Origin of the sequence: Gilliamella sp. W8123 (assembly GCF_016101085.1) — a bacterium.
Taxonomy (GTDB): Bacteria; Pseudomonadota; Gammaproteobacteria; order Enterobacterales; family Orbaceae; genus Gilliamella; species Gilliamella apis.
Genome location: NZ_JACFRE010000003.1, coordinates 40,930 through 67,018, shown reverse-complemented (window position 1 = coordinate 67,018; position 26,089 = coordinate 40,930). Strand labels below are relative to the sequence as shown.

General features: G+C 34.1%; 23 protein-coding genes, 5 tRNA genes, 1 other RNA gene and 1 pseudogene. 14 read left to right on the top strand and 16 right to left on the bottom strand.

All coding sequences use genetic code 11. The features are described 5' to 3' along the window. Positions 1–56 precede the first annotated feature (56 nt). From H3T56_RS04740 to H3T56_RS04705, 8 genes are all read right to left on the bottom strand, one after another. Positions 57–132: transfer RNA gene (locus H3T56_RS04740), tRNA-Thr, on the bottom strand. Between the two features lie 3 nt (positions 133–135). Further along, positions 136–210 (bottom strand) — tRNA-Gly (locus tag H3T56_RS04735). 55 nt (positions 211–265) lie between these two features. Next, a tRNA-Tyr gene (locus H3T56_RS04730) sits at positions 266–350 on the bottom strand. A gap of 32 nt (positions 351–382) precedes the next feature. Next, positions 383–458: transfer RNA gene (locus H3T56_RS04725), tRNA-Thr, on the bottom strand. Positions 459–826: 368 nt separating this feature from the next. Then, a complete protein-coding gene (adhE, locus tag H3T56_RS04720; RefSeq protein ID WP_198192150.1) occupies positions 827–3,529 on the bottom strand; it encodes a bifunctional acetaldehyde-CoA/alcohol dehydrogenase in 2,703 nt (900 codons plus the stop codon). Positions 3,530–3,827: 298 nt separating this feature from the next. After that, positions 3,828–4,622, bottom strand: a complete 795-nt coding sequence (tcdA, locus tag H3T56_RS04715) for a tRNA cyclic N6-threonylcarbamoyladenosine(37) synthase TcdA (RefSeq protein ID WP_065578305.1) — start codon at positions 4,620–4,622, stop codon at positions 3,828–3,830. Positions 4,623–5,009: 387 nt separating this feature from the next. Next, positions 5,010–6,365, bottom strand: coding sequence for a PFL family protein (locus tag H3T56_RS04710; RefSeq protein WP_198192148.1), 1,356 nt, complete (start codon positions 6,363–6,365; stop codon positions 5,010–5,012). Positions 6,366–6,400: 35 nt separating this feature from the next. Beyond that, the gene (locus H3T56_RS04705) at positions 6,401–6,670 is read right to left on the bottom strand and encodes an ACT domain-containing protein (RefSeq protein WP_086357127.1); all 270 of its coding nucleotides are present in this window, start codon (positions 6,668–6,670) and stop codon (positions 6,401–6,403) included. 143 nt (positions 6,671–6,813) lie between these two features. Here H3T56_RS04705 and H3T56_RS04700 point away from each other — a divergent pair, with 143 nt between their 5' ends. After that, the gene (locus H3T56_RS04700; RefSeq protein ID WP_198192147.1) at positions 6,814–8,031 is read left to right on the top strand and encodes a pyridoxal phosphate-dependent aminotransferase; all 1,218 of its coding nucleotides are present in this window, start codon (positions 6,814–6,816) and stop codon (positions 8,029–8,031) included. 190 nt (positions 8,032–8,221) lie between these two features. Here the strand turns inward: H3T56_RS04700 and H3T56_RS04695 are convergent, their stop codons facing one another. After that, positions 8,222–8,980, bottom strand: a complete 759-nt coding sequence (locus tag H3T56_RS04695) for a M48 family metallopeptidase (RefSeq protein ID WP_086320762.1) — start codon at positions 8,978–8,980, stop codon at positions 8,222–8,224. 156 nt (positions 8,981–9,136) lie between these two features. On the opposite strand from H3T56_RS04695, the gene queA reads away from it, so the two are divergent. After that, on the top strand, positions 9,137–10,168 hold the full coding sequence (gene queA / locus H3T56_RS04690; protein ID WP_034900861.1) for a tRNA preQ1(34) S-adenosylmethionine ribosyltransferase-isomerase QueA: 1,032 nt from the start codon (positions 9,137–9,139) through the stop codon (positions 10,166–10,168). Positions 10,169–10,213: 45 nt separating this feature from the next. Here the strand turns inward: queA and H3T56_RS04685 are convergent, their stop codons facing one another. Then, a complete protein-coding gene (locus tag H3T56_RS04685; RefSeq protein ID WP_198192146.1) occupies positions 10,214–10,894 on the bottom strand; it encodes a M48 family metalloprotease in 681 nt (226 codons plus the stop codon). Between the two features lie 139 nt (positions 10,895–11,033). Between H3T56_RS04685 and tgt the strand changes: the two genes are divergently transcribed. The 3 genes from tgt to H3T56_RS04670 all read left to right on the top strand — a co-directional run bounded on the left by tgt (position 11,034) and on the right by H3T56_RS04670 (position 12,487). Then, positions 11,034–12,188 (top strand): tRNA guanosine(34) transglycosylase Tgt, encoded by a 1,155-nt coding sequence (gene tgt, locus H3T56_RS04680; RefSeq protein ID WP_198192145.1) that lies wholly within the window; start codon positions 11,034–11,036, stop codon positions 12,186–12,188. Positions 12,189–12,245: 57 nt separating this feature from the next. Then, positions 12,246–12,322 (top strand) — tRNA-Pro (locus tag H3T56_RS04675). Positions 12,323–12,356: 34 nt separating this feature from the next. Further along, positions 12,357–12,487: non-coding RNA, RtT sRNA (locus tag H3T56_RS04670), on the top strand. 75 nt (positions 12,488–12,562) lie between these two features. On the opposite strand, the gene H3T56_RS04665 is transcribed toward H3T56_RS04670, so the two are convergent. After that, on the bottom strand, positions 12,563–13,594 hold the full coding sequence (locus tag H3T56_RS04665; RefSeq protein WP_065578297.1) for a LacI family DNA-binding transcriptional regulator: 1,032 nt from the start codon (positions 13,592–13,594) through the stop codon (positions 12,563–12,565). A gap of 317 nt (positions 13,595–13,911) precedes the next feature. On the opposite strand from H3T56_RS04665, the gene H3T56_RS04660 reads away from it, so the two are divergent. From H3T56_RS04660 to rimL, 4 genes are all read left to right on the top strand, one after another. Continuing rightward, complete coding sequence (locus tag H3T56_RS04660) at positions 13,912–14,355, top strand: PTS sugar transporter subunit IIA (protein ID WP_198192144.1); 444 nt, start codon at positions 13,912–13,914, stop codon at positions 14,353–14,355. A 31-nt stretch (positions 14,356–14,386) separates the two neighbouring features. Beyond that, positions 14,387–14,659: a PTS sugar transporter subunit IIB gene (locus tag H3T56_RS04655; RefSeq protein ID WP_034900870.1), complete on the top strand. Its 273-nt coding sequence runs from the start codon at positions 14,387–14,389 to the stop codon at positions 14,657–14,659. Positions 14,660–14,674: 15 nt separating this feature from the next. Further along, a complete protein-coding gene (locus H3T56_RS04650) occupies positions 14,675–16,039 on the top strand; it encodes a PTS ascorbate transporter subunit IIC (RefSeq protein WP_065578295.1) in 1,365 nt (454 codons plus the stop codon). 185 nt (positions 16,040–16,224) lie between these two features. Beyond that, positions 16,225–16,770, top strand: a complete 546-nt coding sequence (rimL, locus tag H3T56_RS04645; RefSeq protein WP_198192143.1) for a 50S ribosomal protein L7/L12-serine acetyltransferase — start codon at positions 16,225–16,227, stop codon at positions 16,768–16,770. Positions 16,771–16,845: 75 nt separating this feature from the next. On the opposite strand, the gene H3T56_RS04640 is transcribed toward rimL, so the two are convergent. Both H3T56_RS04640 and adhP read right to left on the bottom strand, forming a co-directional pair. Continuing rightward, the gene (locus tag H3T56_RS04640) at positions 16,846–18,294 is read right to left on the bottom strand and encodes an APC family permease (protein WP_086361701.1); all 1,449 of its coding nucleotides are present in this window, start codon (positions 18,292–18,294) and stop codon (positions 16,846–16,848) included. A 172-nt stretch (positions 18,295–18,466) separates the two neighbouring features. Beyond that, positions 18,467–19,498 carry an alcohol dehydrogenase AdhP gene (gene adhP, locus H3T56_RS04635; RefSeq protein ID WP_065613744.1) on the bottom strand — a complete coding sequence of 344 codons (1,032 nt, stop codon included), beginning with the start codon at positions 19,496–19,498 and terminating at the stop codon, positions 18,467–18,469. Between the two features lie 274 nt (positions 19,499–19,772). Here adhP and H3T56_RS11730 point away from each other — a divergent pair, with 274 nt between their 5' ends. Both H3T56_RS11730 and H3T56_RS04630 read left to right on the top strand, forming a co-directional pair. Continuing rightward, positions 19,773–19,985, top strand: a complete 213-nt coding sequence (locus H3T56_RS11730) for an ATP-binding cassette domain-containing protein (protein ID WP_370545509.1) — start codon at positions 19,773–19,775, stop codon at positions 19,983–19,985. Positions 19,986–20,002: 17 nt separating this feature from the next. Beyond that, positions 20,003–20,134 (top strand): annotated as a pseudogene (locus H3T56_RS04630) (pyrroline-5-carboxylate reductase); the annotation flags it as partial. Positions 20,135–20,204: 70 nt separating this feature from the next. On the opposite strand, the gene H3T56_RS04625 reads toward H3T56_RS04630, so the two are convergent. After that, on the bottom strand, positions 20,205–21,524 hold the full coding sequence (locus H3T56_RS04625) for an MFS transporter (protein WP_198192141.1): 1,320 nt from the start codon (positions 21,522–21,524) through the stop codon (positions 20,205–20,207). A gap of 184 nt (positions 21,525–21,708) precedes the next feature. Between H3T56_RS04625 and H3T56_RS04620 the strand changes: the two genes are divergently transcribed. After that, positions 21,709–22,749 carry a tagatose 1,6-diphosphate aldolase gene (locus tag H3T56_RS04620; RefSeq protein ID WP_086320756.1) on the top strand — a complete coding sequence of 347 codons (1,041 nt, stop codon included), beginning with the start codon at positions 21,709–21,711 and terminating at the stop codon, positions 22,747–22,749. A gap of 148 nt (positions 22,750–22,897) precedes the next feature. Here H3T56_RS04620 and grxB read toward each other — a convergent pair whose 3' ends face one another. Both grxB and H3T56_RS04610 read right to left on the bottom strand, forming a co-directional pair. Next, on the bottom strand, positions 22,898–23,548 hold the full coding sequence (gene grxB, locus H3T56_RS04615; protein WP_198192140.1) for a glutaredoxin 2: 651 nt from the start codon (positions 23,546–23,548) through the stop codon (positions 22,898–22,900). Next, positions 23,545–24,171 (bottom strand): Pr6Pr family membrane protein, encoded by a 627-nt coding sequence (locus tag H3T56_RS04610; RefSeq protein ID WP_065578289.1) that lies wholly within the window; start codon positions 24,169–24,171, stop codon positions 23,545–23,547. Before H3T56_RS04610 ends, grxB begins: the two co-directional genes overlap by 4 nt. A 208-nt stretch (positions 24,172–24,379) precedes the next feature. Here H3T56_RS04610 and xerD point away from each other — a divergent pair, with 208 nt between their 5' ends. Both xerD and dsbC read left to right on the top strand, forming a co-directional pair. After that, complete coding sequence (gene xerD, locus H3T56_RS04605; RefSeq protein WP_198192139.1) at positions 24,380–25,294, top strand: site-specific tyrosine recombinase XerD; 915 nt, start codon at positions 24,380–24,382, stop codon at positions 25,292–25,294. Positions 25,295–25,320: 26 nt separating this feature from the next. Continuing rightward, positions 25,321–26,025 carry a bifunctional protein-disulfide isomerase/oxidoreductase DsbC gene (gene dsbC, locus H3T56_RS04600; RefSeq protein WP_198192138.1) on the top strand — a complete coding sequence of 235 codons (705 nt, stop codon included), beginning with the start codon at positions 25,321–25,323 and terminating at the stop codon, positions 26,023–26,025. Positions 26,026–26,089 lie beyond the last annotated feature (64 nt).

Genomic DNA, 26,089 nt, shown 5'->3' with positions numbered 1-26,089 from the left:
AAGCTCTAAAGCAGTCAAATCTAATTTTTTTAGAAGGTTTAGGAAAGTAACAAGAATGGTGCTGATAGGCAGATTTGAACTGCCGACCTCACCCTTACCAAGGGTGCGCTCTACCAACTGAGCTATATCAGCAATTGGAGCGGGCAGCGGGAATCGAACCCGCATCATCAGCTTGGAAGGCTGAGGTAATAGCCATTATACGATGCCCGCATGTTCAAACTCGGCTACCTAAATGCTTCAATTAGCAATTGCTAATGTTAGATAATGGTGGTGGGGGAAGGATTCGAACCTTCGAAGTGTGACACGGCAGATTTACAGTCTGCTCCCTTTGGCCGCTCGGGAACCCCACCCCGAATCATTATAAACTGTTTACTTAGGAAAATGGTGCCGGCTGCCGGAATCGAACTGGCGACCTACTGATTACAAGTCAGTTGCTCTACCTACTGAGCTAAGCCGGCCTAAGTGCTGCGCATTATGTACTAGAACATTTAAGCTTGCAAGCAAAAAAAACATTTTTTTTATTGTTTGCTTAAAAAAAAATCAAAAAAACCAAAAAAGACTGAGATATAAACTATTTTAGAATTTTTTTTAATCAAAAAATATATGTTAAATTATTTCTTTTTTTTACGCTTTTTTCTTGGTTTTAGTTACAAACTACTGTTTAAAAACGGTATTAATAGCAAAATTATTATGAATATTGCCCTTATATTGACGCAATACCATAACGAATTTCAAGCAGAATTTATAAGTTTAATAAAATTAAACAATAAAAAAGCCCGAGATATAAACTATCTCAGGCTTTTGCTAATCAAGAATAATATTTAAATTATTTCTTTTTTGGCGCTTTTTTCTTAGTTGTCGTTGCTGCTGCACCTTTAGCGGCAGTGTGAACAGCTAAATCTTCACTAATATCACCTTTATCTTGATACGCACGACCATAGTAAGTATCAAGTAGAATTTGTTTTAATTCTGCAATTAAAGGATAGCGAGGATTAGCACCAGTACATTGGTCATCAAATGCATCAACTGCAAGTTGATCAACTTGAGCTAAGAAAGTTTTCTCATCTACACCAAACTCTTTGATAGAGAAAGGAATATCTAGATCTTTTCTTAATTGATCTAACCAAGCAATTAGTTTCTCAACTTTCTTCTCGTCTTTATCTGTTGCTACAGTTAAGCCAAGATGTTCAGCAATCTCAGCATAACGTCTTACAGCTTGAGGATAACCATATTGGCTAAATGTACCTTGTTTAGTCGGTTTATCCGTTGCATTAAAGCGAACAACATTACTAATTAACATCGCATTCGCTACACCATGAGGAATGTGGAATGCCGCACCAATTTTATGGGCAATTGAGTGGCAAACACCTAAGAATGATTGAGCAAACGCAACACCAGCTAAAGTTGCAGCATTATGCACTTTTTCACGAGCGATAGGATTTTTTGCTCCTTCTTTGTAGCTTGTTGGCAAGTAAGCTTTTAATAAACTTAATGCTTGTAATGCTTGACCATCAGAAAACTCGCTTGCCATAATTGACACATAAGCTTCTAAAGCATGAGTTACCGCATCATAACCACCTGCAGCACAAAGTGATTTTGGCATATTCATAACTAAGTTAGCATCGACAATTGCCATGTTTGGTGTAATTGCGTAATCAGCTAATGGATATTTTTGACCAGTTGCATCATCAGTAACTACCGCAAACGGTGTCACTTCAGAACCAGTACCTGATGTGGTTGTCACGCAAATTAGTTTTGCTTTTTTACCCATATTAGGGAAATGACAAGTACGTTTACGAATATCCATAAAACGCAATGCTAATTCGTCAAATTTAGTTTCTGGGTGTTCATAAAGAACCCACATAATTTTCGCCGCATCCATTGGTGAACCACCACCTAAAGCAATAACAGTATCCGGTTGGAATGCTATCATTGAATCAGTACCTTTACGGACGACACTTAATGTTGGGTCAGCTTCAACATCAAAGAAGGTTTCACAAATCACACCTTGTGCTTCAAGTTGATCAGTAATTTGTTTTGAGTAACCATTATTAAATAAGAATTTATCAGTTACTAAAAATACTCGTTTGGCACCTTGCTCAATCACTTCATTTAAAGCAACTGGAAGTGAGCCACGTTTAAAATAGATAGAACTTGGTAATTTGTGCCATAACATGTTTTCTGCTCTCTTAGCGATTGTTTTCTTGTTAATTAAGTGTTTCGGACCAACATTTTCTGAGACCGAGTTACCACCCCAAGAACCACATCCTAATGTTAAAGATGGTGCTAAATCAAAGTTATACAAATCACCGATACCACCGTGAGCAGCTGGTTGGTTGATTAAAATACGACATGTTTTCATTTTACTGCCAAAATAAGCAACACGATCACGATTGCTATCTTGATCAGTATAAAGTACTGAGGTATGTCCCATACCACCCATTTCAACAAGTTTTTCAGCTTTATCTACTGCTTCTTTAAAGTCTTTAGCTTTAAACATAGCTAATGTTGGTGAAAGTTTTTCGTGAGCAAATGGTTCAGATAAATCCACTTTACTTACTTCACCAACAAGTACTTTCGAACCGGCAGGAACTTTAATGCCGGCCATTTCTGCAATCTTAGTTGCTGGTTGACCTACGATATTAGCATTTAAAGCGCCTTTATCATTTAAGATGATACCTTGAACAGCTTTTGTTTCTTTAGCATTTAAAACATAAGCGCCATATTGAGTCAATAAATTACGTACTTCATCATAAACTGAATCAACAACAACGATAGCTTGCTCAGAAGCACAGATCATACCATTATCAAAAGTTTTAGACATAAGTACTGATGCAACAGCACGTTTTAAATCGGCAGTTTCATCGATAATTACAGGGGTATTACCTGCTCCAACACCTAATGCTGGTTTACCAGAACTGTAAGCCGCTTTAACCATACCTGGACCACCAGTTGCTAAAATTGCAGCAACATCATCATGATGCATTAAAGCATTTGATAATTCGATAGATGGCTCATCAATCCAACCAATGATATCTTTTGGCGCACCAGCTTTAATTGCTGCATCTAATACAATACGGGCTGCTTCGATAGTTGATTTTTTAGCGCGTGGATGTGGCGAAAAGACAATAGCATTACGAGTTTTTAAACTGATTAATGATTTAAAAATTGCGGTTGAAGTCGGGTTTGTAGTTGGCACGATTCCACAAATAATCCCTAATGGCTCCGCTATTGTAATGGTACCATAAGACTCATTTTCAGCAACAACACCACAAGTTTTGTCATTGCGATATTTATTAAGAATATACTCTGCAGCAAATAAGTTTTTAATAACTTTATCTTCTACAATCCCCATTCCTGATTCAGCAACAGCTTGCTGTGCAAGAGGGATTCGAGCTGCGGCTGCGGCTGTTGCTGCTGCCACGAAGATTTTATCAACTTGCTCTTGAGTATAAGTAGAATAAGTTTCCTGAGCTTTTTTAACTCGAGTCATTAACTCATTTAACTCATTCATATTGGTTACTGCCATAGATTTCTCCTTGAAAATTAAAAAATAAACTTGGATCGTTTGGCGTCTTCCTTGAACATATTTAAAGCATATTTATAATAGCAAAACGAAATTGTTGGATATCGTAAATCAGTTTTTTACTTTACACAATAAGATATTCACAAAAAATGAATGTTATTTAAAAGAGCAAATATTTTTATTGTTTTTTTGCTGATTAAAATTCAAAATTCTATTAATTTAATATCAAAGCATTTCAAGAAAAAACAATTTACAACAAAGTAAAAAAATATATTTTTTTAGCGTAAATACATAATAAATATTATGTAATACTTAACTTATTTAACACATAACTAACCGCCACAAAACCAAATGTTGCCGTAACAGTTGTGATTGTCCCAAAACCTGATTCACAATCCATTTTTTTTGCACCTTGTGCTTGGCTTTTCATTAAGCAAGTTTGGCCATTAGATGCCGGATAAGTCAATTGTTCAGTTGAAAAAACACATGGAATAGTAAATTTGCCTTTACTATCTTTGTTAAGTTTATAATCATTTTTCAATCGCTCACGCAATTTAGCCGCTAAAGGATCTTGTATTGTTTTCGCTAAATCAGCAATTTTAATTTGTGTAGGATCTTTTTGCCCCCCCGCGCCCCCGATTGTAATGACCTTTAATTTTTGTCGCTTACAATAAGCCAAAACAGCAGCTTTATCTTTGACGCTGTCAATTGCGTCGATAATATAGTTATAACGAGGGTGTTGTTTAGACCCCAAATAATCATTAACGTTATCGGCATTAATAAAATCATCTATTTCATTAACAATACATTCAGGATTAATCTGTAAGATTCGCTCTGCCATCACCGAGGTTTTTGCTTTACCTATATTAGATTTTAAAGCATGAATTTGACGATTAGTATTGGTAATACAAACATCATCCATATCTATCAAAGTAATTTGTCCAATACCACTTCGAGCAAGCGATTCAGCGACCCAAGACCCCACACCACCAATACCAATGACACAGATATGGGCTTGAGAGAAACGTTGTAATGCCTGTTCACCATAAAGTCTAGCGATACCACTAAAGCGTTGAAAATAGAGTTCTGTTTTCATCATTATTTATTGATAGTGTTTATGTTTAAACACCATATACTCCTCAAACCTTTTTAGATGAGAATATTTATTCTCTTTTATTGATAACTTATCCATTAATATTATTCCTATTATACCTTTTCAAGAGTGAAACATTAATTTCTTTAGAATTATTGATATTAATTGGCATCCCTATAATTGACAATTAACCTGATGGCATTTGGTTTAACTAGTTGTTTTTTTATAATATAAATCAAGAGCGAGAATTAATTAGCAAATAATATTGCATATATGAACAATTTAGAATAAGCACACTAAACATTGAATCTATGTTATCGATATGTTTTATGATGAGAAATAATTTGTAACTCTGCCCTAAATAAATATTTAAGGCAGAATCATAATAACTTAATTTTTAAAGGAGTGAATTGGAGCTGGAATACGCCCACCACGACTAATAAAATCACATGAACTAAATTTATTTACAGGCATTACTGGCGCATGGCCAAGTAAACCACCAAATTCAATATTATCGCCTACTTTCAAACCTACCGCAGGGATAATTCTGACCGCCGTAGTTTTATGATTAATTACGCCAATTGCTGCTTCATCAGCAATAATTGCTGAAATAGTTTCAGCTGGTGTATCACCAGGAATAGCAATCATATCTAGCCCCACTGAGCAAACGCAAGTCATGGCCTCTAATTTTTCAAGGTTTAGTGCCCCATTGTTTACCGCATCAATCATACCTGCATCTTCTGAGACAGGAATAAATGCACCACTTAATCCACCTACATGGCCACAAGCCATTACGCCACCTTTTTTCACGGCATCATTCAGCATCGCTAGCGCAGCGGTAGTTCCATGTGTTCCAACAACTTCTAGTCCCATTTCTTCTAAAATATGTGCTACTGAGTCACCGATAGCTGGAGTTGGTGCTAATGATAAATCAACAATCCCAAATTTAACCTCTAAACGTTCTGACGCTTCTTTACCTACCAGTTGCCCCATACGAGTTATTTTAAAGGCAGTTTTTTTTATGGTTTCAGCAACAACATCAAAAGGCTGACCTTTAACTTTTTCCAACGCTAGCTTAACTACACCCGGTCCACTCACACCGACATTAATCACACAGTCAGCTTCACCAACACCATGAAAAGCACCAGCCATAAATGGATTATCTTCAACTGCATTAGCAAATACCACTAATTTCGCACAAGCCATACTACTATTATCGGCGGTTAAAGCTGCGGCTTCTTTAATAATTTGTCCCATTTGCTTTACTGCATCCATATTAATACCAGTTTGAGTAGAACCGACATTAACTGATGAACAAACTCGTTCTGTTTGTGCTAATGCTTGTGGGATTGATTTAATAAGAATTTCATCGCCTTTATGATAACCTTTTTGCACTAATGCAGAAAATCCACCTATAAAATTAACACCAACCGCTTTGGCTGCTTCATCGAGTGTTTTAGCAAAAGCAACATAGTCTTTATCGTCACTTGCACCTGCAATCAATGATATAGGCGTAACCGAAATACGCTTATTAATAATAGGGATACCAAATTCAGAAGTAATTTGATCGCCAACTTTAACTAAATCTTTCGCTAATCGCGTAATTTTATCGTAGATTTTTTGACGCGCTTTTGCACCATCACTATCAATACAATCAAGAAGAGATATACCCATGGTTATTGTGCGGATATCAAGTTTTTCTTCCTCTATCATTTTAATTGTTTCGAGGATCTGTTTTGTTTCCATTAGTTCTATCCTTTCGTAAAAATATGAAATTGAGCTTATAAACGATGCATTGCATCAAAAATTTCTTCTCGTTGTATATTCACTTTAACTTTTAACTGCTCACCGGTATGTACTAAAGTATTTTTAACTTCATCAAAAGTGGTGTTAATTTTAGATAAATCTAATAACATAATCATGGTAAAATACTCATCCATGATAGTTTGGCTAACATCTAAAATATTAATATTTAATTCATATAACTTTTGGCTTATCCCTGCAATAATTCCTGTTTGGTCCTTACCTATTACCGTTAAAATTGTTTTCATCACACTCTCCGCACAAATTTTATACACTTAAAAAATATTTATTAAGTTGTTTATAATAACACCTTCAAAAATTATCTAAATAGGAGTAGATTGTTTTTTTAATCAAAATAAAAAACAAAAAGATAAAATGAAAGGGCGTTATTATGGTGAATTTTCAAAAATCCAATAAATTGGATCATGTTTGTTATGACATTCGTGGACCAATTCTTGAACATGCAAAAAAGCTTGAAGAAGAAGGTCAAACCATTCTTAAACTTAATATTGGAAATCCCGCCCCTTTCGGTTTTACTGCTCCAGATGAACTATTAGTGGATGTTATTCGCAACCTACCAACATCACAAGGATATTGTGATTCAAAAGGTCTTTATTCTGCTCGTAAAGCGATTATGCAGCATTATCAATCCAGAGGAATTACTAATTTAGATGTAGAAGATATCTATATTGGTAATGGTGTTTCTGAGTTAATTGTTCAATCAATGCAAGCATTACTTAATAGTGGTGATGAAATATTAGTACCAATGCCTGATTATCCACTTTGGACTGCTGCCGTTAGTTTATCTGGTGGTAACGCGGTTCACTATCTTTGTGATGAAGAAGCTAATTGGTCACCTGATTTACAAGATATCAAACAAAAAATCACCCCTAAAACAAAAGGAATTGTGATTATTAACCCAAATAATCCTACTGGCGCAGTTTATAGTAAAGAAGTTTTACTCGAAATAGCGGAAATCGCACGCCAAAATAATTTAATTATTTTTGCTGACGAAATTTACGATAAAATTTTATATGATGATGCAGTACATCATTCAATAGCAGCTTTAACGCCAGATCTATTTGTTATTACTATGAGTGGTTTATCGAAAACTTATCGAGTTGCTGGTTTTAGGCAAGGTTGGATGGCACTGTGTGGACCCAAACAACATGTTAAAGGCTATATTGAAGGTCTAAATATGTTAGCTTCAATGCGTTTATGTGCCAATGTACCACTGCAACATGCAATTCAAGGTGCATTGGGTGGTTATCAAAGTATTAACGAATTTATTGTGCCTGGCGGTCGACTCTATGATCAATGTATGTTGGCATGGCGTTTATTAAATGATATTCCCGGCGTTTCTTGTACCAAACCTCAGGGTGCTTTATATCTATTCCCTAAGCTGGATCAGAAAAAATTTAATATTCATAACGATCAAAAATTAGTTTTAGACTTTTTGTTACAAGAAAAAGTACTGTTAGTTCAGGGAAGTGGATTTAATTGGCATAAACCAGATCATGTTAGAATTGTTGCTTTACCTCATACTGGAGAACTACAAGACGCTATAGCTCGATTCGCACACTTTTTATCTAACTATAAACAAGCATAATTTAATTCCTATATCCCTCTAATTATCAATAGGGGGATATTCAACTATTAAAAACTATTTTTTATTTCAACAAAGTATTAAATTGCTTAATCGTTGCTTAAGCTTGTTATTTATGATTATTAATCATAAACAGTAACCAATAAAAAAGCGCCAAAAAGGCGCTTTTTTTCTAATAAATTATTTAAATGAATTATCTTTTTAATTCAGCTAATTTATTACGAATATTTTCAGCACGTTTTGCTGAAGATGGATGGCTACTTAAAATTGATGCATCACCACCACCTAATTTATCAAATGCAGTTGCAAGACCAGCTGGATTGATTTTTTTCTTAACTAAATAATTAAAAGAGAAATCATCAGCGTCTTGTTCTTGTGATTGAGAGAATTGAGCATTGATAACAGCTTCAGCTAAAGCACCTAAAGAAGATTTAGATAATGCTGCAACAGTACTGTTACCTGATGCCGCCGCTGCATCACGAGCAATTTCTGTTGCATAAGCAACTTGGATTGCTTTTTTACTATGACCTAAAGCTACGTGACCTAATTCGTGACCTAAAACGCCTTGAATTTCGTTATCAGTCATCATATCCATTAAACCACTGTAAACACGAACACAACCATTAGCCATTGCCCAAGCGTTAACATCTTTAGTGATATACACTTTATAGTTAACTGGAGTTCCATTGATATTATTACCAAGAGCTTTAGCAATTTTATTTAAGCGTTTAGTATAAGCACTTTTAGCTGGAGCAATTTTTGATTGAGCATCCATTTGCGCACATGATTGTTGGCTTAATGATTTCACATCATTATCACTGAGTGTTGCTGCTTTTAAACCTTTCATACCAAGACTAGTTAAATCACTAGCACTCATATTTTTACAGCCAGCTAAAGACATAGCTGCAACTAAAGGTAGTGCAACAAGCAATGTTTTTTGATGTTTTTTCATAATATTTTCCTTATATTAACAGACTTTACTTTCTTCTAACATAAATGTTAGATAAATTGAATTTTAACGCAACTTTAATAATAATCAACAAATAATTACTTGCTTAGAGATAATTAGCCATTTAGACTAGTGCCTCATTTTTTGAGGAACATAATTATGCAACTGTCTGATTTCAATTTTACTCTCCCCAAAGAACTGATAGCAAAATACCCTTCAAAAACAAGAAGTTCTTGTCGATTATTAGCACTTGATGGACATACAGGTAAAATTGAAGATAAAGTATTTACAGATATTGTTGATTATATCAATGCTGGTGATTTACTCATTTTCAATAATACTAAAGTGATTCCTGCACGGTTATATGGAAAAAAAGTATCAGGTGGAAAAATTGAAGTATTGATTGAACGATTGTTAGAGGGAAATCGAGCACTCGCACATATTAAAGCCTCAAAGTCGCCTAAAATAGGAGCAGAACTTATTTTAGGTGAAAATGAAAATATCCAAGTTACTATGGTAGCACGCCATGATGCATTATTTGAGCTACAATTTCCTGACGATGTGCTTAGCATCTTAAATGAAATTGGCCATATTCCATTACCTCCTTATATAGATCGCCCTGATGATGCTCAAGATCGTGAAGTATACCAAACCGTTTATAGCAAAGTTCCCGGAGCTGTCGCAGCCCCAACAGCAGGTCTTCATTTTGATAAACCTTTATTAGACAAACTTAAACAAAAAGGTGTTGAGATGGAATTTGTTACCTTACATGTGGGCGCAGGTACATTTCAGCCGGTCAGAGTTGAAAATATTGAAACCCATATTATGCATGCCGAATATGCAGAAGTTCCAGAATCAGTTGTGAAAGCTGTTTTAGACTGTAAAGCTCGTGGAAATAAAGTTATTGCTGTAGGAACAACATCGGTCAGAGCTCTTGAAAGTGCGGCACAACAAACTGGAACTATAGCACCTTTTTTTGCTGACACCCGAATTTTTATTTACCCTGGCTATCAATTTAAAGTCATTGATTCTCTTATCACTAACTTCCATTTACCTGAATCAACATTAATTATGCTGGTTTCAGCATTTGCTGGTTATGAGAACACCATGAATGCTTATCAGTATGCCGTAAAAGAAAAATATCAATTCTTTAGTTATGGTGATGCAATGCTAATTACCAATAATAAATGATTTATATCTAGAATAAATCATTTATATTCAATAAATTAAAAATAGTTAATGATAATTCAACCTATCAACAATATTGGCCATTCGTTTTATTCTTGATGGATGTGAGGTAGGTTGATTTTTAGAATGAATTGGCATTTTTGTTAACATTTTGAGCAAACCAATTGGATCTATACTTTCTCGCACTAATAAATTAAAAGCATAACTATCTGCTTCAACCTCATATTGATGTGAGGTTTCTTCTTTTACAATAATTACAAGTTCATTAGCTTTATCAGTAATTTCAATATAAGGAGCTTGTCGAAACAAACTTATCCCATGTTTTAGGGCTATATGAGCCTGTTCATGCGCAAGTACGGCTTGTAACTCATTATCTTCAAGTAATTTTATTAAACCACTATTTATTCGAATACAACCATTAGCTGTTGACCAAGCATTGGGGGCTGTATCAATATAAACCTTATAGTTTAATTCAATATTATTTATTCGTTTTGGTAAACTTTGGGCTATTTTAGATAATCGACGATTAAGATGATGATAATCAGGAGGAATAATCGCCCTATTGTCATTTTCAATACAAGCTTGTTGACTAATTGCCAATATATCATTTTCCGATAAGCTTTTAACTCCTTCAGGTGAAACAATCGTTGGTGGTATTCTAGTTTGGCTTTGACATCCAATCAGCATTAGTATTACAACACATGAGATAAATAAAATAATAGATTTCAATGGTTCGAAAATCCTTACAAATATTGTCTAATTAAGCTTAGCACGATACACTAAGCGCCACTACTTAATAATACAAGTTTGTATTATAGCAATAATTGGCGCCAAACTGTTTATTTGGTCGCAAGAGGTTAATTAAAAAATGAAATTTGAGTTAGACAATACTGACGGCTTAGCTCGTCGTGGGCGTATGAAGTTTGATCGTCGAAGAGTGGAATATACCGTTGAGACTCCTGCCTTTATGCCAGTTGGTACCTATGGCACAGTAAAAGGAATGACACCTGAAGAAGTAAAAGCAACAGGAGCACAAATCTTATTAGGTAATACTTTCCATCTATGGTTAAGACCTGGACAGGAAATTATACGCAAACACGGAGATCTTCATGATTTCATGCAATGGTCAGGACCAATCTTAACCGATTCAGGGGGATTTCAAGTTTTTAGTCTTGGTGATATTCGTAAAATAAAAGAAGAAGGTGTTTATTTTCGTAATCCAATTAATGGTGATTCAATTTTCTTATCTCCTGAAATTTCAATGGAAATCCAATATGATCTTGGTTCTGATATTGTAATGATTTTTGATGAATGTGCCCCCTTTCCTGCAAAATGGGACTATGTCAAAAAATCAATGGAAATGTCCTTACGTTGGGCAAAACGTAGCCGACAACGTTTTGATGAACTAAATAACAAAAATGCATTATTTGGTATTGTACAAGGCGGTATACATCAAGAATTACGTGATATTTCAATTAAGGGTTTAACCGAAATTGGTTTTGATGGTTATGCGGTTGGTGGGCTTGCGGTTGGTGAACCGAAAGAAGATATGCACCGCATACTTGAAGGAACCTGCCCACAATTACCTGCCGATAAACCCCGTTATTTAATGGGTGTTGGTAAACCAGAAGATTTAGTTGAAGGTGTACGTCGAGGTATCGATATGTTCGACTGCGTAATGCCAACTCGAAACGCTCGTAATGGTCATTTATTTGTTACCAATGGAGTTATAAAAATTCGTAATGCCAAATATAAAGACGATACGACACCACTAGATCCGCATTGTGATTGTTATACCTGTAAAAACTACACAAAATCTTATCTTCATCATTTAGATAAATGTGGTGAAATATTGGGAGCTCGCTTAAATACTATTCACAATTTACATTATTATCAACGTTTAATGGCTGAAATACGCGAAGCGGTAGCAAATAGACGATATGAAGCGTTTGTTACTGAATTCTATCAACGAATAGGTAAAACACCAGCACCATTAGGTAACAAAGCCGAACAAAGTTGCTAAAATTTATATATCAACTATTGACACATTATAGTTAGCGCAGTATTATGCGCTTCCTAACGGCGAGTAGCGCAGCTTGGTAGCGCAACTGGTTTGGGACCAGTGGGTCGGAGGTTCGAATCCTCTCTCGCCGACCAATTTAATAAGAAAGCCTACTCGTTTGAGTGGGCTTTTTTATTACTACAACGATGCATTTGATTCGAACCGATAAGAGGTTCGAGCCGAGTAGAACGAGACAGCGTTGCTTTAGCAACGACCCGTAGGGCGAGCATAAAATGCGAGTCAATCCTCGCTCTCATCCATTCATTTTATTATCATAGCTATTAGATTAATTCAAACTTAAAGTATTTCTTTAAATAATTAATTTTCTGGTTAAATTACAAACTATCTCTTAAACAAATTGTTGGTACCAGAGTTGATATTTCGAAACTTGAATGACCACCTTTATCTGTTAATTCATTCAATAATAAATTACCGATATATTCCCCTTTTTTCTTTGAAGGTAAAGAAACAGTAGTGAGTGTTGGAATGCTTACCTGACTAAATTCGCTATCACCAAATCCACAAACGGCTAATTGATAAGGAACGCGAATATGTCGTCTTTGACATTCATAGAGCACACCACACGCCAACTCATCGGTAGTACAAACTAATGCATCTATTTCAGGCCAGTTCAACAAGATATCAGGTAACAATGCACTACCAGTACTAAAATTAGCCGGTTTTGCCGGATTAATTATTCTATGGGTTGGCAAATGATTGTTTAACATAGCTTTATGCCAACCATGTAACCTTTGTTGAAAAACATGACATTGATGGTCAGCACAAAGTAAACCAATATGGCGATAGCCTTTTTTTATTACATGTTCAGTCAACATACACATTGCTAAACTATCATCCACTTCGATATGTATATTTGCCACTTCATCATACGACTTACCAATATTGAAAGTAGGAATCGTTTTATTGTTTAATATTTTTTCAACAAAATCATCATTTTCAATATAAAAGAGCAATATCGCTTCAAGATTATTACTATAGAGAGTATCTAATAGTTGTGATTCACGTTTATAGAAATAATAAGATTCAAATATAATTGTGGTATAACCTTCTTTGAGTAAATATGCTTGCAGTGAATTGAGTGCTATACGGGTTGAATCTTCATAAATTTTTGTAGTAATGACTGCAATAACTTTATTGGCAGAAGCTGATGCGAGTAAACTGGCTGCTATATTAGGCTTATAGCCTAATGTCTCAACTGCTAGTTGGATTTTTTGACGCAGTTTATCCGACACTTTATCTGGCGTTCGTAATGCTCTTGAAACAGTCATCGTACCAACACCAGCATATTTAGCGACATCAAATAAAGTTGTTTGACCTGTACTTCTGCGCTTTTTTGTATCCTGCATATCTGATCTCAATTAGAACTAACTAATAGTTAAATGTATACTCCAAAATTTCACAAAACAAATAATTACAATAAGTTAACTTACTAATTTAAATATTTAATCAAAAGAAGAGAGATTATTATAATATTATGCAATAACAATTTTTTTTCAAATATATATTAAAAATGCTATCCAAATCACAAAATAGAAAAATTATTGACTAAAAAATGATAGCGCTATCACATTTTTGTTTTTTTTAAATTATTATTGTTAGCCAATGTGTTAATTTTCTATTATCGTAATATTAACAAATAATAAATCAGTTTTTCGGAGGTAAAATGTTAAATCAATGGCTAACTGGTCAAACGGTAAAAATTGTTGATTCTGTCAAAGATTGGAAAGAAGCAATAAAGCTTTGCGCCACTCCATTATTAGAGAATCAATCAATAACACCAAACTATATTGATGCTATCTTTCAGCTACATGAATCAATTGGTCCTTACTATGTATTAGCACCAGGAATTGCAATGCCTCATGCCAGACCAGAACAAGGAGTAAATAATTTAGGATTATCGATGCTATTAGTTAAAAATGGCGTTAATTTTAATTCAGAAGAAAATGATCCTGTTTATTTAATTACTTTGTTAGCCGCAAGTGATAGCACTAGTCACATCGAAATGTTAACTCAGTTAGCTTCATTATTCGCTGAATCAAATGATGTTGATACAATTTTTAATGCTAAAAATAGCGATGAAATTTTAACAGTAATTGATCGTTATTAAATTCAAACCAATTAATATAAGGATAAATAATATGAAAATTATGGCTGTTTGTGGTTCAGGACTTGGTAGTAGTTTCATGGTTGAAATGAATATCAAAAAAGTACTCAAAAAATTAAACATTGATGCTGAAGTAACACATGCCGATCTTGCCTCAGCCACACCAGAACAAGCAGATCTTTTTGTGATGACTAAAGATCTAGCAGCAAGTTCTGGCATTCCACAAGATAAATTAGTAGTTTTAAACAATATTATTGATATCAACGATTTAGAGCAAAAACTCGTTGAACATTTTAATAAAGCCTAATTATGAGGTAATGCTATGATTCAAGAAGTAATTAAATTCGTTGTTGATATCTTAAAAGTACCAGCAATACTCGTAGGTCTAATCGCCATGGTTGGGCTATTAGCACAACGAAAATCATTTGCAGATACAGTTAAAGGAACGGTTAAAACAATTTTAGGTTTTTTAGTATTAGGTGGTGGTGCAACGGTTTTAATCAGTGCAATTACTCCTTTAGGTTTAATGTTTGAAGAAGCTTTTAAACTTCAAGGTATCATCCCTAATAATGAAGCCATCGTTTCAATGGCATTAAATGAATATGGTACAGCAACCGCGTTAATTATGGCATTCGGTATGGTTGCCAATATTATGGTTGCAAGATTCACATGCTTAAAATATATTTTTCTAACTGGCCATCATACTTTTTATATGGCATGTATGATCAGTATTATTTTGACCGTTGCTGGATTTGAAGGTTGGCAATTAGTATTTACTGGCTCATTGGTTCTCGGCTTAATCATGGCATTCTTCCCAGCTTTAGCCCAACCACATATGCGAAAAATAACTGGCAATGATGATGTTGCATTCGGTCATTTCGGAACCTTAGGTTATGTATTAGCTGGTTGGCTTGGTTCTGCCTTTGGTAAAGGCTCACGTTCTACTGAAGAAATGAATTTACCAAAAAACTTAAGTTTTTTACGTGACAGCTCAATTTCTATCTCATTAACAATGATGATTATCTACTTAATTTTAGCTATATTTGCTGGCCCTGATTATATTCAAACAAACCTAAGTAAAGGAGATAATTATTTAGTTTATGCGATTATTGAAGCCATCACATTTGCGGCAGGTGTATTCATCATCCTTCAAGGGGTTAGACTTATTTTAGCTGAAATTGTTCCTGCATTTACTGGTTTCTCAGAAAAATTAGTACCAAATGCAAAACCTGCTTTAGACTGTCCTGTTGTTTTCCCTTATGCACCAAATGCAGTATTAATTGGCTTCTTATTTAGTTTTCTTGGTGGATTAGTTGGATTATTTGTACTAGGACAACTAAATGCTGTACTTATTTTACCGGGTGTTGTACCTCATTTCTTCTGTGGTGCAACTGCTGGCGTATTTGGTAATGCTATGGGGGGCCGTCGAGGTGCAATGCTTGGTGCATTTGCAAATGGCTTATTAGTGACATTCCTACCAGTACTTTTATTACCAGTTTTAGGGTCACTTGGTTTTTCTAATACAACTTTCTCTGATGTAGACTTTTGTGGTGTAGGAATTATTCTGGGCAATATGGCAAAGTGGTTCAATAAAGATATTATTATGGGAATCTTTATCGCTATTTTTGCTTTGTTAGTTGTACATAATGCATTAACAAAACCTAAAAAAAGTAACAATGAAAAATAGATTATTATCTTTTCATTAAGTAACAATATGATGCCAGACTTGTTAGTCTGGCAATTTTATACCACTTCATCGTACTACAACTTAGCCTATCAACTTTCAACAACGTCGTTTATTTAATATACATGACAACATAATTTGTTTAAAATCTTTAAACAACTTTGTTAGGTATTTTAAAAAAGTTAATAATGACAAATAATCAAAAAGATATAATTGATGTTAATAAACATCTTTGCTTAGTACCAGCAAATAATCAATATGCATCAGATGTTTATAATATTATCGCTGGCAATAGAGAGCACTTTAGTCAATTTATGGCATGGCCTAAATTTGTAAAAAACCAAACCGATACAGCGCAGTTTTTAGATTCTTGTTGGTTAAAACATCAACAAAATGAAAGCAAAACCTATGTTATTTTATTAAAAGGTCAAGCTATTGGATTACTATCTTTTAATCAGATTGATAAAAATAATAAAACAGCTTATATCGGTTATTGGTTAGATGGTTCAATGCAAGGCAATGGAGTAATGACCGCGGCACTCAATGCATTAATAAAGCATTATGCTATGCAAAAAATAATTAGACGATTTGTTATTAAGTGTTCTGTTTATAATGAGAAAAGTAATGCTTTAGCCAAACGCTGTGGTTTTAGTTATGAAGGTACTTTAAAACAAGCTGAATATATTAATGAAACTTTTCACGATCAAAATATTTATGGTTTGATTGCTGATTAGGTTTAACTTTTTGATTACAAAAAACCGACCGCAGTCGGTTTTGATTAACAATTGTTTAATAAATGTGCTTAACGATTATTTGATTATAAAATAACCATAGGCGATTAAACCTAAAACAATAATAATTGAAGATATTGCAATCATATACTTGGTTTTGAATTGATATTTCTTCACTTCACCAAGTGAAAGTTCAATATGTTTATTTTTATTATCAAAATAGTAATAAAGAGGTAAACCAATTAGTGTTAACACTATCGAGGCTATCCCATTTACAGTTTGGTGAATTAACATACCGTATATAACATATCCAGCACCTAAAATAGCGATAAGAGGAATAACTGGATAACCAATTACTTTATAAGGTCTTGGTGTATCAGCAAATTTTTTCCTCGCGATAATTACCCCAATAAAGGTTAACAAATAGAATACCCAAATGGAAAACATTGAAATTTCAGATAAACGATCAGCATCAAGTAGGGTTGAATAAAGGAATGAAAAAACAACCAATATAATAATTGCATTCACTGGTGAACGGCTATCGTCATCAATGGTACTTAAGAATTTTGCTCCAATAATAGTGCCTCGTTCTCCCATACTAAAGATAGTTCGAGATAATGTCATGATATAACCATTAATACCACCTAGAATTGAAACCATAATACCAACAGCAACTAAATTACCACCTAAATGTCCAAACATGCGCTGTGAAGCAACTGCTGAAGCGTCATGGCCAAGCGTAACCATTTCTTGTACTGGAAATATCTTGAACAGTGCAATATTAATACATGCATAAACAATTACTAAAAATATTATGCCTAGAATAATTGCTTTAGGTAATACTTTTGATGGATTACGAATTTCACCAGCAACAGAGGCAACTTGCGCCCATCCATCATAAGCAAATAGCGTTGCCAATATTGCAACTGCAAATGGCGCATAAGTTTCAATACCTTGACCACTAGCACTAAATAGTGCAACTTGCCCATTACCTTTCCATAATCCAAATATTGCTAACAATAAGATTGGGACAAGCTTACAAAAGGTAGCAATCGTTTGCAGATATCCAGCCTGTTTCACGCCTATTGAATTAATGCATGCAATAAGCCCCAAAACACCAGCGCTTACCGCCATACGATAGGCATCATTGATCCCAAATAATAAACAAAATACTGAGCTAAAATAACCAACCAAAGCACCAACTAAAGATGGCGCAAAAAGCACAGTGATCATCCAACCATATAGATGAGAAACTTTAGCTCCATAAATTTTTTCTAAATAAACCAGCATGCCCCCAGTTTTTGGGAACATAACACCAAGTTCACATAACGTTAAACCACCACAAATTGAAAAAATTCCACCAATAATCCACGCTAACAACGCAAAATTATAATCGCCAGCGACTTCTAATACAGCGGGTGGTTTCATAAATGCACCTGCGCCTAAAACCATTCCAACAACTAGTGATAATGCGGAAACTAAACCAAGATCTTTCCGCAAATTATTCTCTAAATTGTGTTCAGACATAAATAACCTCTTAAACTGATCAATAAAGCAAAACTTGCCTATAATAGGACTTTATTTATAAAAAACAAGCAAGATTAACTTTAATCGAAAAAAGCTTTCCAAATCAGAAATTATTATCAATAAAAAAGTCAGCATAAAGCTGACTTTCAATGAGTTAATCACTTAATAATTACTATTTTTTCTTCATTTTCATATCAATAACCATACGACCACGAATTTTACCTGCTTTCATCTCGTCAATCATATCATTGATATCTTCAAGAGGGCGTTTTTCAACCATTGGTACAACTTTACCTTCAGCACTAAAACGAAATGCTTCCGCTAAATCTTCTCGAGTACCAACTAATGAGCCTAACACTTGAATGCCATCTAAAACTGTTTTAGGAATACTTAAATCCATTGTTTCAGAAGGTAACCCCAGAGCCACAACTCGGCCTAATGGACGTACAGAACCAATAGCCTGATTGAATGCTGTTTTAGTAACTGAAGTTACTACCGCTCCATGCACACCACCACCGGTATGTTCTTTAATGTAAGCACCAACATCAGCCACTTTTTTAGGATTGACCACTAAATCAGCACCAAGCTTCTTACATAACTCTAGCTGGCTATCACTGTTACTAATCGCAACAACTTTATTGTTAAAAACATTTTTACCATATTCGATAGCCAAAGTACCAAGTCCACCAATACCAAAAACTGCTAGCCATTGACCAGGTTTAGTGTCAGCAACCTTAATTCCTTTATAAGTAGTTACACCTGCACAAGTCACACTAGTTGCTTGAGCTGGATCTAAGCCATCTGGCACTTTTACCGCATAATCAGCTTTAACAATACATTGCTCAGCCATACCACCATCGACAGTATAACCTGAGTTTAAAGCACTTCGGCAAAATGTTTCGTTACCAGATATACAATATTCACAGGTACCGCAACCTGCATGGAACCATGCAATACTAACACGATCTCCAACCTTCAAACTTTTTACATCAGGTGCAATTTTAGTCACAATACCCACACCTTCATGACCAATTACTCGACCTGGTTTTTTACCGAAATCGCCAGCAGCGACATGAAGATCAGTGTGACAAAGCCCACAATACTCAACCTCAACCAAAGCCTCCCCTGCCTCTAATGGGCGAACAGGAACGTCTTTAATTTCAACTTGACCATCGCATTCTTGTCTAATAACTGCAGCTTTCATTTGTTTCTCCTAAAATAATTACAATTTAAAAATATCACTGGATTCATTTTAAACTATTTATTTAGAAAAAATATGCGCTATTTCACATTTATCAATAAAAATGAGAATTATTCATTATTCCTTTCTATGTACAGCCCTAAATTGTTAAATAGCAAACCTTGATAATTATAAAGGTTCAACAAATTGGATTCATAACCAAACATATACCTAAAAAATAATATAAATATGTGATATTGATATCTCTCATCTTTACTAAAAATTTTTATAGTCAAGGATTTCAATTAATCTTTATGCTAAGGAGGTTCTCAGTATTGTTAGTGAAAGTTGTTCGGGTAAATCTTTATTATCTAATGTAATCATGGGATTACTACCCGATGGTGTTACTACATCTCAAGGAAAGATAAATTTTAATGGTAATAATTTTCTCTCCTACAAATGCGTACAATCCATAGGGAGCATATTAGTATGGTATTTCAAGATCCCATGACAGAATTAAATCCATTTATTAACAACTTACCGGTTGGTGTGGGTATACATAGTTTGTATGAACTTAATAACAGTGACTTCGCTGCAGGATTACAGCACAGTGTTAAAGCTGGTGTAATACGAACAGTTGAGCTTGGCAAGAATCAGTGAAATAGTCTAAATATGATTTTTGAGGAACATAAAAACCCTGTTCCTCAAAATTTTTCTTTTCCCATTGAGGTTAAGCAATATCTTTCGCCACATATTTTTGGCTATTGTTATTAACTAATAAAAATAGTCCAATTAAAGCGCCTAATACAAATAATCCAACCACATAAATAGCCGGTGCCATTTTACTAACAAAATCACTAAAAAATGAAATCAGTAATGGGGTTAAACCACCGGCAATAGCATAAGCCATATTAAATGAAAATGATACGCCACTATAGCGAACCTGAGTTGGGAATACCTTAACCATAAAATAAGCAAAAGAGCCAACAATTCCGACACTAGAACCGGCTAAGAAATAAGTGATAAAGAGAAGATTTGCGTTTTCTAATGATAAATAAAATATAGCAATCATGATAGCAGCAATACTACAACCAATAACCAGCACTTTGCCCATTGAAAACTTATCCATCATCATGCCATAAAACGTACAACTAATGATAAGTCCGATGATAGCTAATATATTGCCTTGCAAGGCTTCAAGTGCTAAAAAACCAAATTGTTTTTGCAATAAAATTGGCGTCATTAACATTATCACCATAATGCCGGCTGATAACACCCAAGTTAGTAACATCGATAAAATAGTTTGTGGTAGATACTGGGTTAAAACGGTTATCACAGGTAATTTTTTAGATAATTCTTCATTCTTACGTTTTTGAATTTCTAGAAAAATAGGTGTCTCTTTTAACCAACGGCGAAGATACATAGCAATTAAGCCAAAAATACCACCAATAATGAATGGAATTCGCCAACCCCAATCGTTCATTTGTTCTATTGATACACTTTTACTCATTATGGTAGATACTAATGAACCTAGCAAAATACCTAAACTTAAACCACTGGTTAAAATACCACAGGCTAGGCCAATTTTATTTTTAGGAACATGTTCAGCAACAAATGTCCACGCCCCAGGCACTTCACCACCTACCGCAAGCCCCTGGCATAATCGCATCATTAAGAGTAATAATGGTGCAAAAATACCGATATTGGCATAAGTAGGTAAACAACCAATAAATAATGTTGGTAACGCCATTAATAGAATACTAAGTGTAAACATTCTTTTGCGGCCAAACATATCACCAAAGTGAGCCATCACAATACCACCAAAAGGACGAATCAAATAACCAGCAGCAAATATGCCAAAAGTTTGAACTTGACTTAACCATGCTGGCATATCATCCGGAAAAAATAGATGGCTTATCGTAATTGAAAAAAAGACAAATATAATAAAATCATAAAATTCTAATGCACCACCTAATGCTGATAGAGCTAAGGTTTTATAATCTTGATTATTTAATGTTCGCACATTTGTAACTATTGTAGAATCTGGCATAATCATCCCTGTAAACATTTTTTTACAAACAGTCTATTAATCTGTACTAATATACCGGAACAAATTGCCATTTAAAAGAAAATATCAAAAAGTTCACACAAAATTAAAACTAGCACTAAATGATTAATAATTAGCCAAATAAAAACCTACAATGAAAAAATCTTATTAAATGGAGAGTTTTAAAATGGCAACAAAATGCATTTCTCGTGGAAAATTCAACCGTATGCAACAATTATCTAACCAAGATGGCGTAATTGCAGCATTAGCAATCGATCAGCGTGGTTCTATGGTAAAAATGATGCAAAATGCTGTAGGTCAAGAACGTTATAATATTGATATGGTGTATGAATTTAAAGAGCTTGTTTCTCAGGAATTAACCAAATATGTTAGTGCCATTTTACTGGATGAAGAACTCGGTTTTAAAGGCATGGCAGCAAAAAATAAAAATGCTGGTTTAATTATGTCTTATGAAAAAACTGGCTACGATGCCAATACACCAGGACGTTTACCAGATATTTTACCGGAAGATTCACTTCAACGTTTATTAAAAAAAGGAGCTGATGCCGCAAAAGTACTGGTCTATTATAATCCTGACGATCCGCAAGATATTTTAGATAAAAAACACGCCTTTTTAGAACGTTTAGGCAATGAAGCGCGGGCGGCCGACATTCCAGTATTTGTTGAGCCCATTGTTTATGATAATGTAGTAACTGATGATAAAAGCCCTGAATTTGCCAAAATTAAACCACAAAAAGTGATCAAAACCATTGAAGAATTTACTAAAGATCACTATTACATCGATATCTTAAAAGTAGAAGTACCAGTGCTATTTAAAAACGTTGCAGGATTTAATGATAATAATCCTGTAGTTTATTCACAACAAGAAGCTGCCGATTATTTCAAACAAGCAAGTGATGTTGCGACTCGTCCTTTCATCTATTTAAGTGCAGGCGTACCAACCAAAACTTTCCATGAAGAACTCATTTTTGCCGGAGAGCACGGCGCCAAATATAGCGGTATTCTCGGTGGTCGAGCTACTTGGTTTGAAGGTATTGAAGCATATGCTAAAAATGGTAAAGATGGCTTAAAACGTTGGCTTGATACTATTGGACGTGAAAATGTTGAACAACTCAATAAGATTTTAAAACAATATGCAACCCCATGGTACGATGTATATGGTGGTAAAGACAAGATTGAAATTATTGATCTTAAATTAAGTAATTAATCGTTTTTGTAGAGATTTAAATAAATAACTTAAATAACAGATAAGAGTACAAGTTTTATTCCTATTTTTCTTGTACTCTTGTTATTAAATGAACAATTTGCCTATTATTTAATCATCATTTTTGTATACAATAGGATTCTACTTTTTGTTAAACCGCCTGATCAAAAAACAGGTTTACCTTGCTTAGTTCAGCCATTGAATCTAAATAGGCTTTAATTTTTGTAGGGAAAATGAGACCTTTAACACAGGTTAAATTGCGTAATATCGGAAATAAACATATATCATCCCAAGATAATGTGCCATTACATGCATTCGATGTCACAATTAATGGTTCAAGCTGATTTAATAAATCAGATATCTTAGCAATTAATGCATCAGTTTCGGCAAGGCAATCAGCAAACGAACCCAATTTTTTACTCTTATTTGTAATAAAATTATCAATAGCAGCTTGAGTGGCAAATTCAGCTAAGCCTAATTTTACATATCGTGGACACTCTAACTTATAATCATATTGTTGAAATTGTTTAATTAATGCTTCAATTTCTGGATTTTTAACTCCACTTAAGATAGGGCCTTTACCATAATTACTATCAACATAAGCAACAATATCAAGACTTTCTGGCATATAGCTACCATCTTCCTTTTGTAAGATTGGCACCATTTTTTCACCAATCATACTTGTCGGTGATTTAACATCATCACTGAGAAAGACATGCTGTTCAACTGGAATATTTTTTAAACCAAAAATCATTCTTGCCCGTACGCAAAAAGGACAATGTTCATAAATATACAATTTCATATTCTTCTCCTAAAGCAATCAATGACCCATAACAAAAGAGCCAGCCCTAAAAACAGTATAAAAACCGATCCTGCAGCATATAGCGCTTTAACATATCCAACCCTAACCACATTAATAAAAGGATATGGATATTGATTAGTAAGATAACCCCGTATGAAAATATAAATACCATAAATTAACATCGACAAAAACGAACCAACAATGACATTAAACTGAATTCGTCGAAATGGACCCCAAACTAACCAACTTAATATACCAATAACCGGTAGAATCACATGTAAACTTTCATTGGTAAACTGTAATAAAGTATTAGGTGGTTTATGTATTCCCCTCAAAATTAAGTTATAAACTATTGCGGTTATAATCACCCCGACTAAGCCATTTAGTCGTATCACCTTGAAACTATATCGATTACAGTTGGGATTGAAAGTTAAACATAGACAACTAAATGCAAACATTAGATTGGAAAGTACCGTAAAAAAACTGTAGTAAAATATTATTCGCCCAGTTGGGGTACTTGGTTGCCAAGGTCTTAGCTGCGTATGCCAATAAATATAAGTTTCAATACCAATAATAAAAAAAGCATATAATGCAATAAAAAGATTAATATTTCGTTTTAACATAACTTATCATAAAAAATAACAGATAATTCAGTATATAGTAGGCAATAGAAAAGATACAAAATATTATTGCAATATCAACTAAAGTTAATGTTTTCATTGACCAAACATTCAATTTTATGCATTTCAATTGCAATAATAATGTGACAACTTCAAGTTATTGACAGTTAGTATATAATATTAACAACTATTGAAAATGAGTTGGTTTTTAATGTCTGATAAAGATATATCATCACAAAATAAAATATTAATTGAACAATTTCTAGACTCAATCTGGTTAGAACGAAATCTTGCTGAAAATACAATTGAATCTTACAAACTGGATCTCTTCGCACTAAGCCAATCACTACAATTACAAAAAGTTAACTTTCTCACGGCACAATCCACTAACTTACAGGAATTTTTACTACAACGAGTTAAAGATGGTTATAGAGCAAGTAGTTCGGCACGTTTATTAAGTGCGACTAAACGTTTTTTTCAATATTTATATCAAGAAAACTATCGTACCGATGATCCATCAGCTATATTGTCATCACCAAAATTACCAAAAAAATTACCTAAAGACTTAACTGAATCACAGGTTGATGCCCTACTAGAATCACCAAGTATTGATGATCCAATTGAACTAAGAGATAAAGCTATGTTAGAGGTGCTTTATGCTACAGGATTACGAGTCTCAGAATTAGTTAACTTAGAAATTAGTGATGTCAGCCTAAGGCAAGGAGTAGTGAGAGTTATAGGCAAAGGCAACAAAGAGCGTTTAGTTCCTTTAGGAGAAGAAGCAATCTATTGGCTTGAATACTATTTCAAATATGCACGCAATGATCTACTAAAAAATGGGCCAGTTGATGTACTTTTTCCAAGTCGTTTAGGCAAGAAAATGACACGACAGACATTCTGGCATAGAATCAAATATTATGCCATACTAGCAGGCATTAATATTGAAGCCCTTTCACCTCATGTACTTAGGCACGCCTTTGCAACGCATTTGCTTAATCATGGCGCCGATTTGCGAGTAGTACAAATGTTACTAGGGCACAGTAGTTTATCAACTACACAAATTTATACACATGTTGCAACAGAAAGATTAAAACAATTGCACAGCAAACATCATCCTCGTGCATAACAGTTTATATAACTAAGGATAACTGAATGAAAAAATTAGTCATAAGTTTAGGTTTAGCATTAATCTCAACTTCAGTATTAGCCAATAACGCCGATATCACCAAATCGATGGAAAAATTAGGTTTTTCTAATAAAGAAATTACTATCGAAAATAATCCAGTACAAGGATTGAAAAGTGTTATCACACCTGAGGGTATTTTCTATGTAACAGATGATGGTAAATTTTTAACTCAAGGACCAATCTATAGTCTTGAAGGTGGTGAACCAGTAAATATTGCCAACAGTAATAACTTAAAATTACTGAAATCAATTGAAAAAGATGCCATTGTTTATAAAGCACCAAAAGAAAAATATATTATTTCAGTTTTCACCGATTATACTTGTCACTATTGTAAATTACTTCATGAAAATATAAATCAATACTTAGATGCGGGTATCTCAGTGCACTATTTTGCATTTCCTCGAGCCGGTGCTGATAGTGATGTAGGCAAAAATATGCAATCTATTTGGAGTGTTGCCGATCGTAAAGCTGCTTTTGATAATGCCTATAAGGGTAATTCAATTTCTCCGGCGAATAGTATGGTGCCTTACGTAACACAACAATTTAATGTTGGTAAAAAATTAGGTATCAGTGGTACCCCAGCATTATTACTACCGGATGGGCAATTAGTTTCAGGCTATGTTCCTGCTGATAAATTAATCGAAATATTAAAAAAGAAAGCTAAAAATTAGTACTTTATAATTTCTAATAATTAAAATTCAGATAAAAATAAGAATGTATGTTAGCGCACATGCG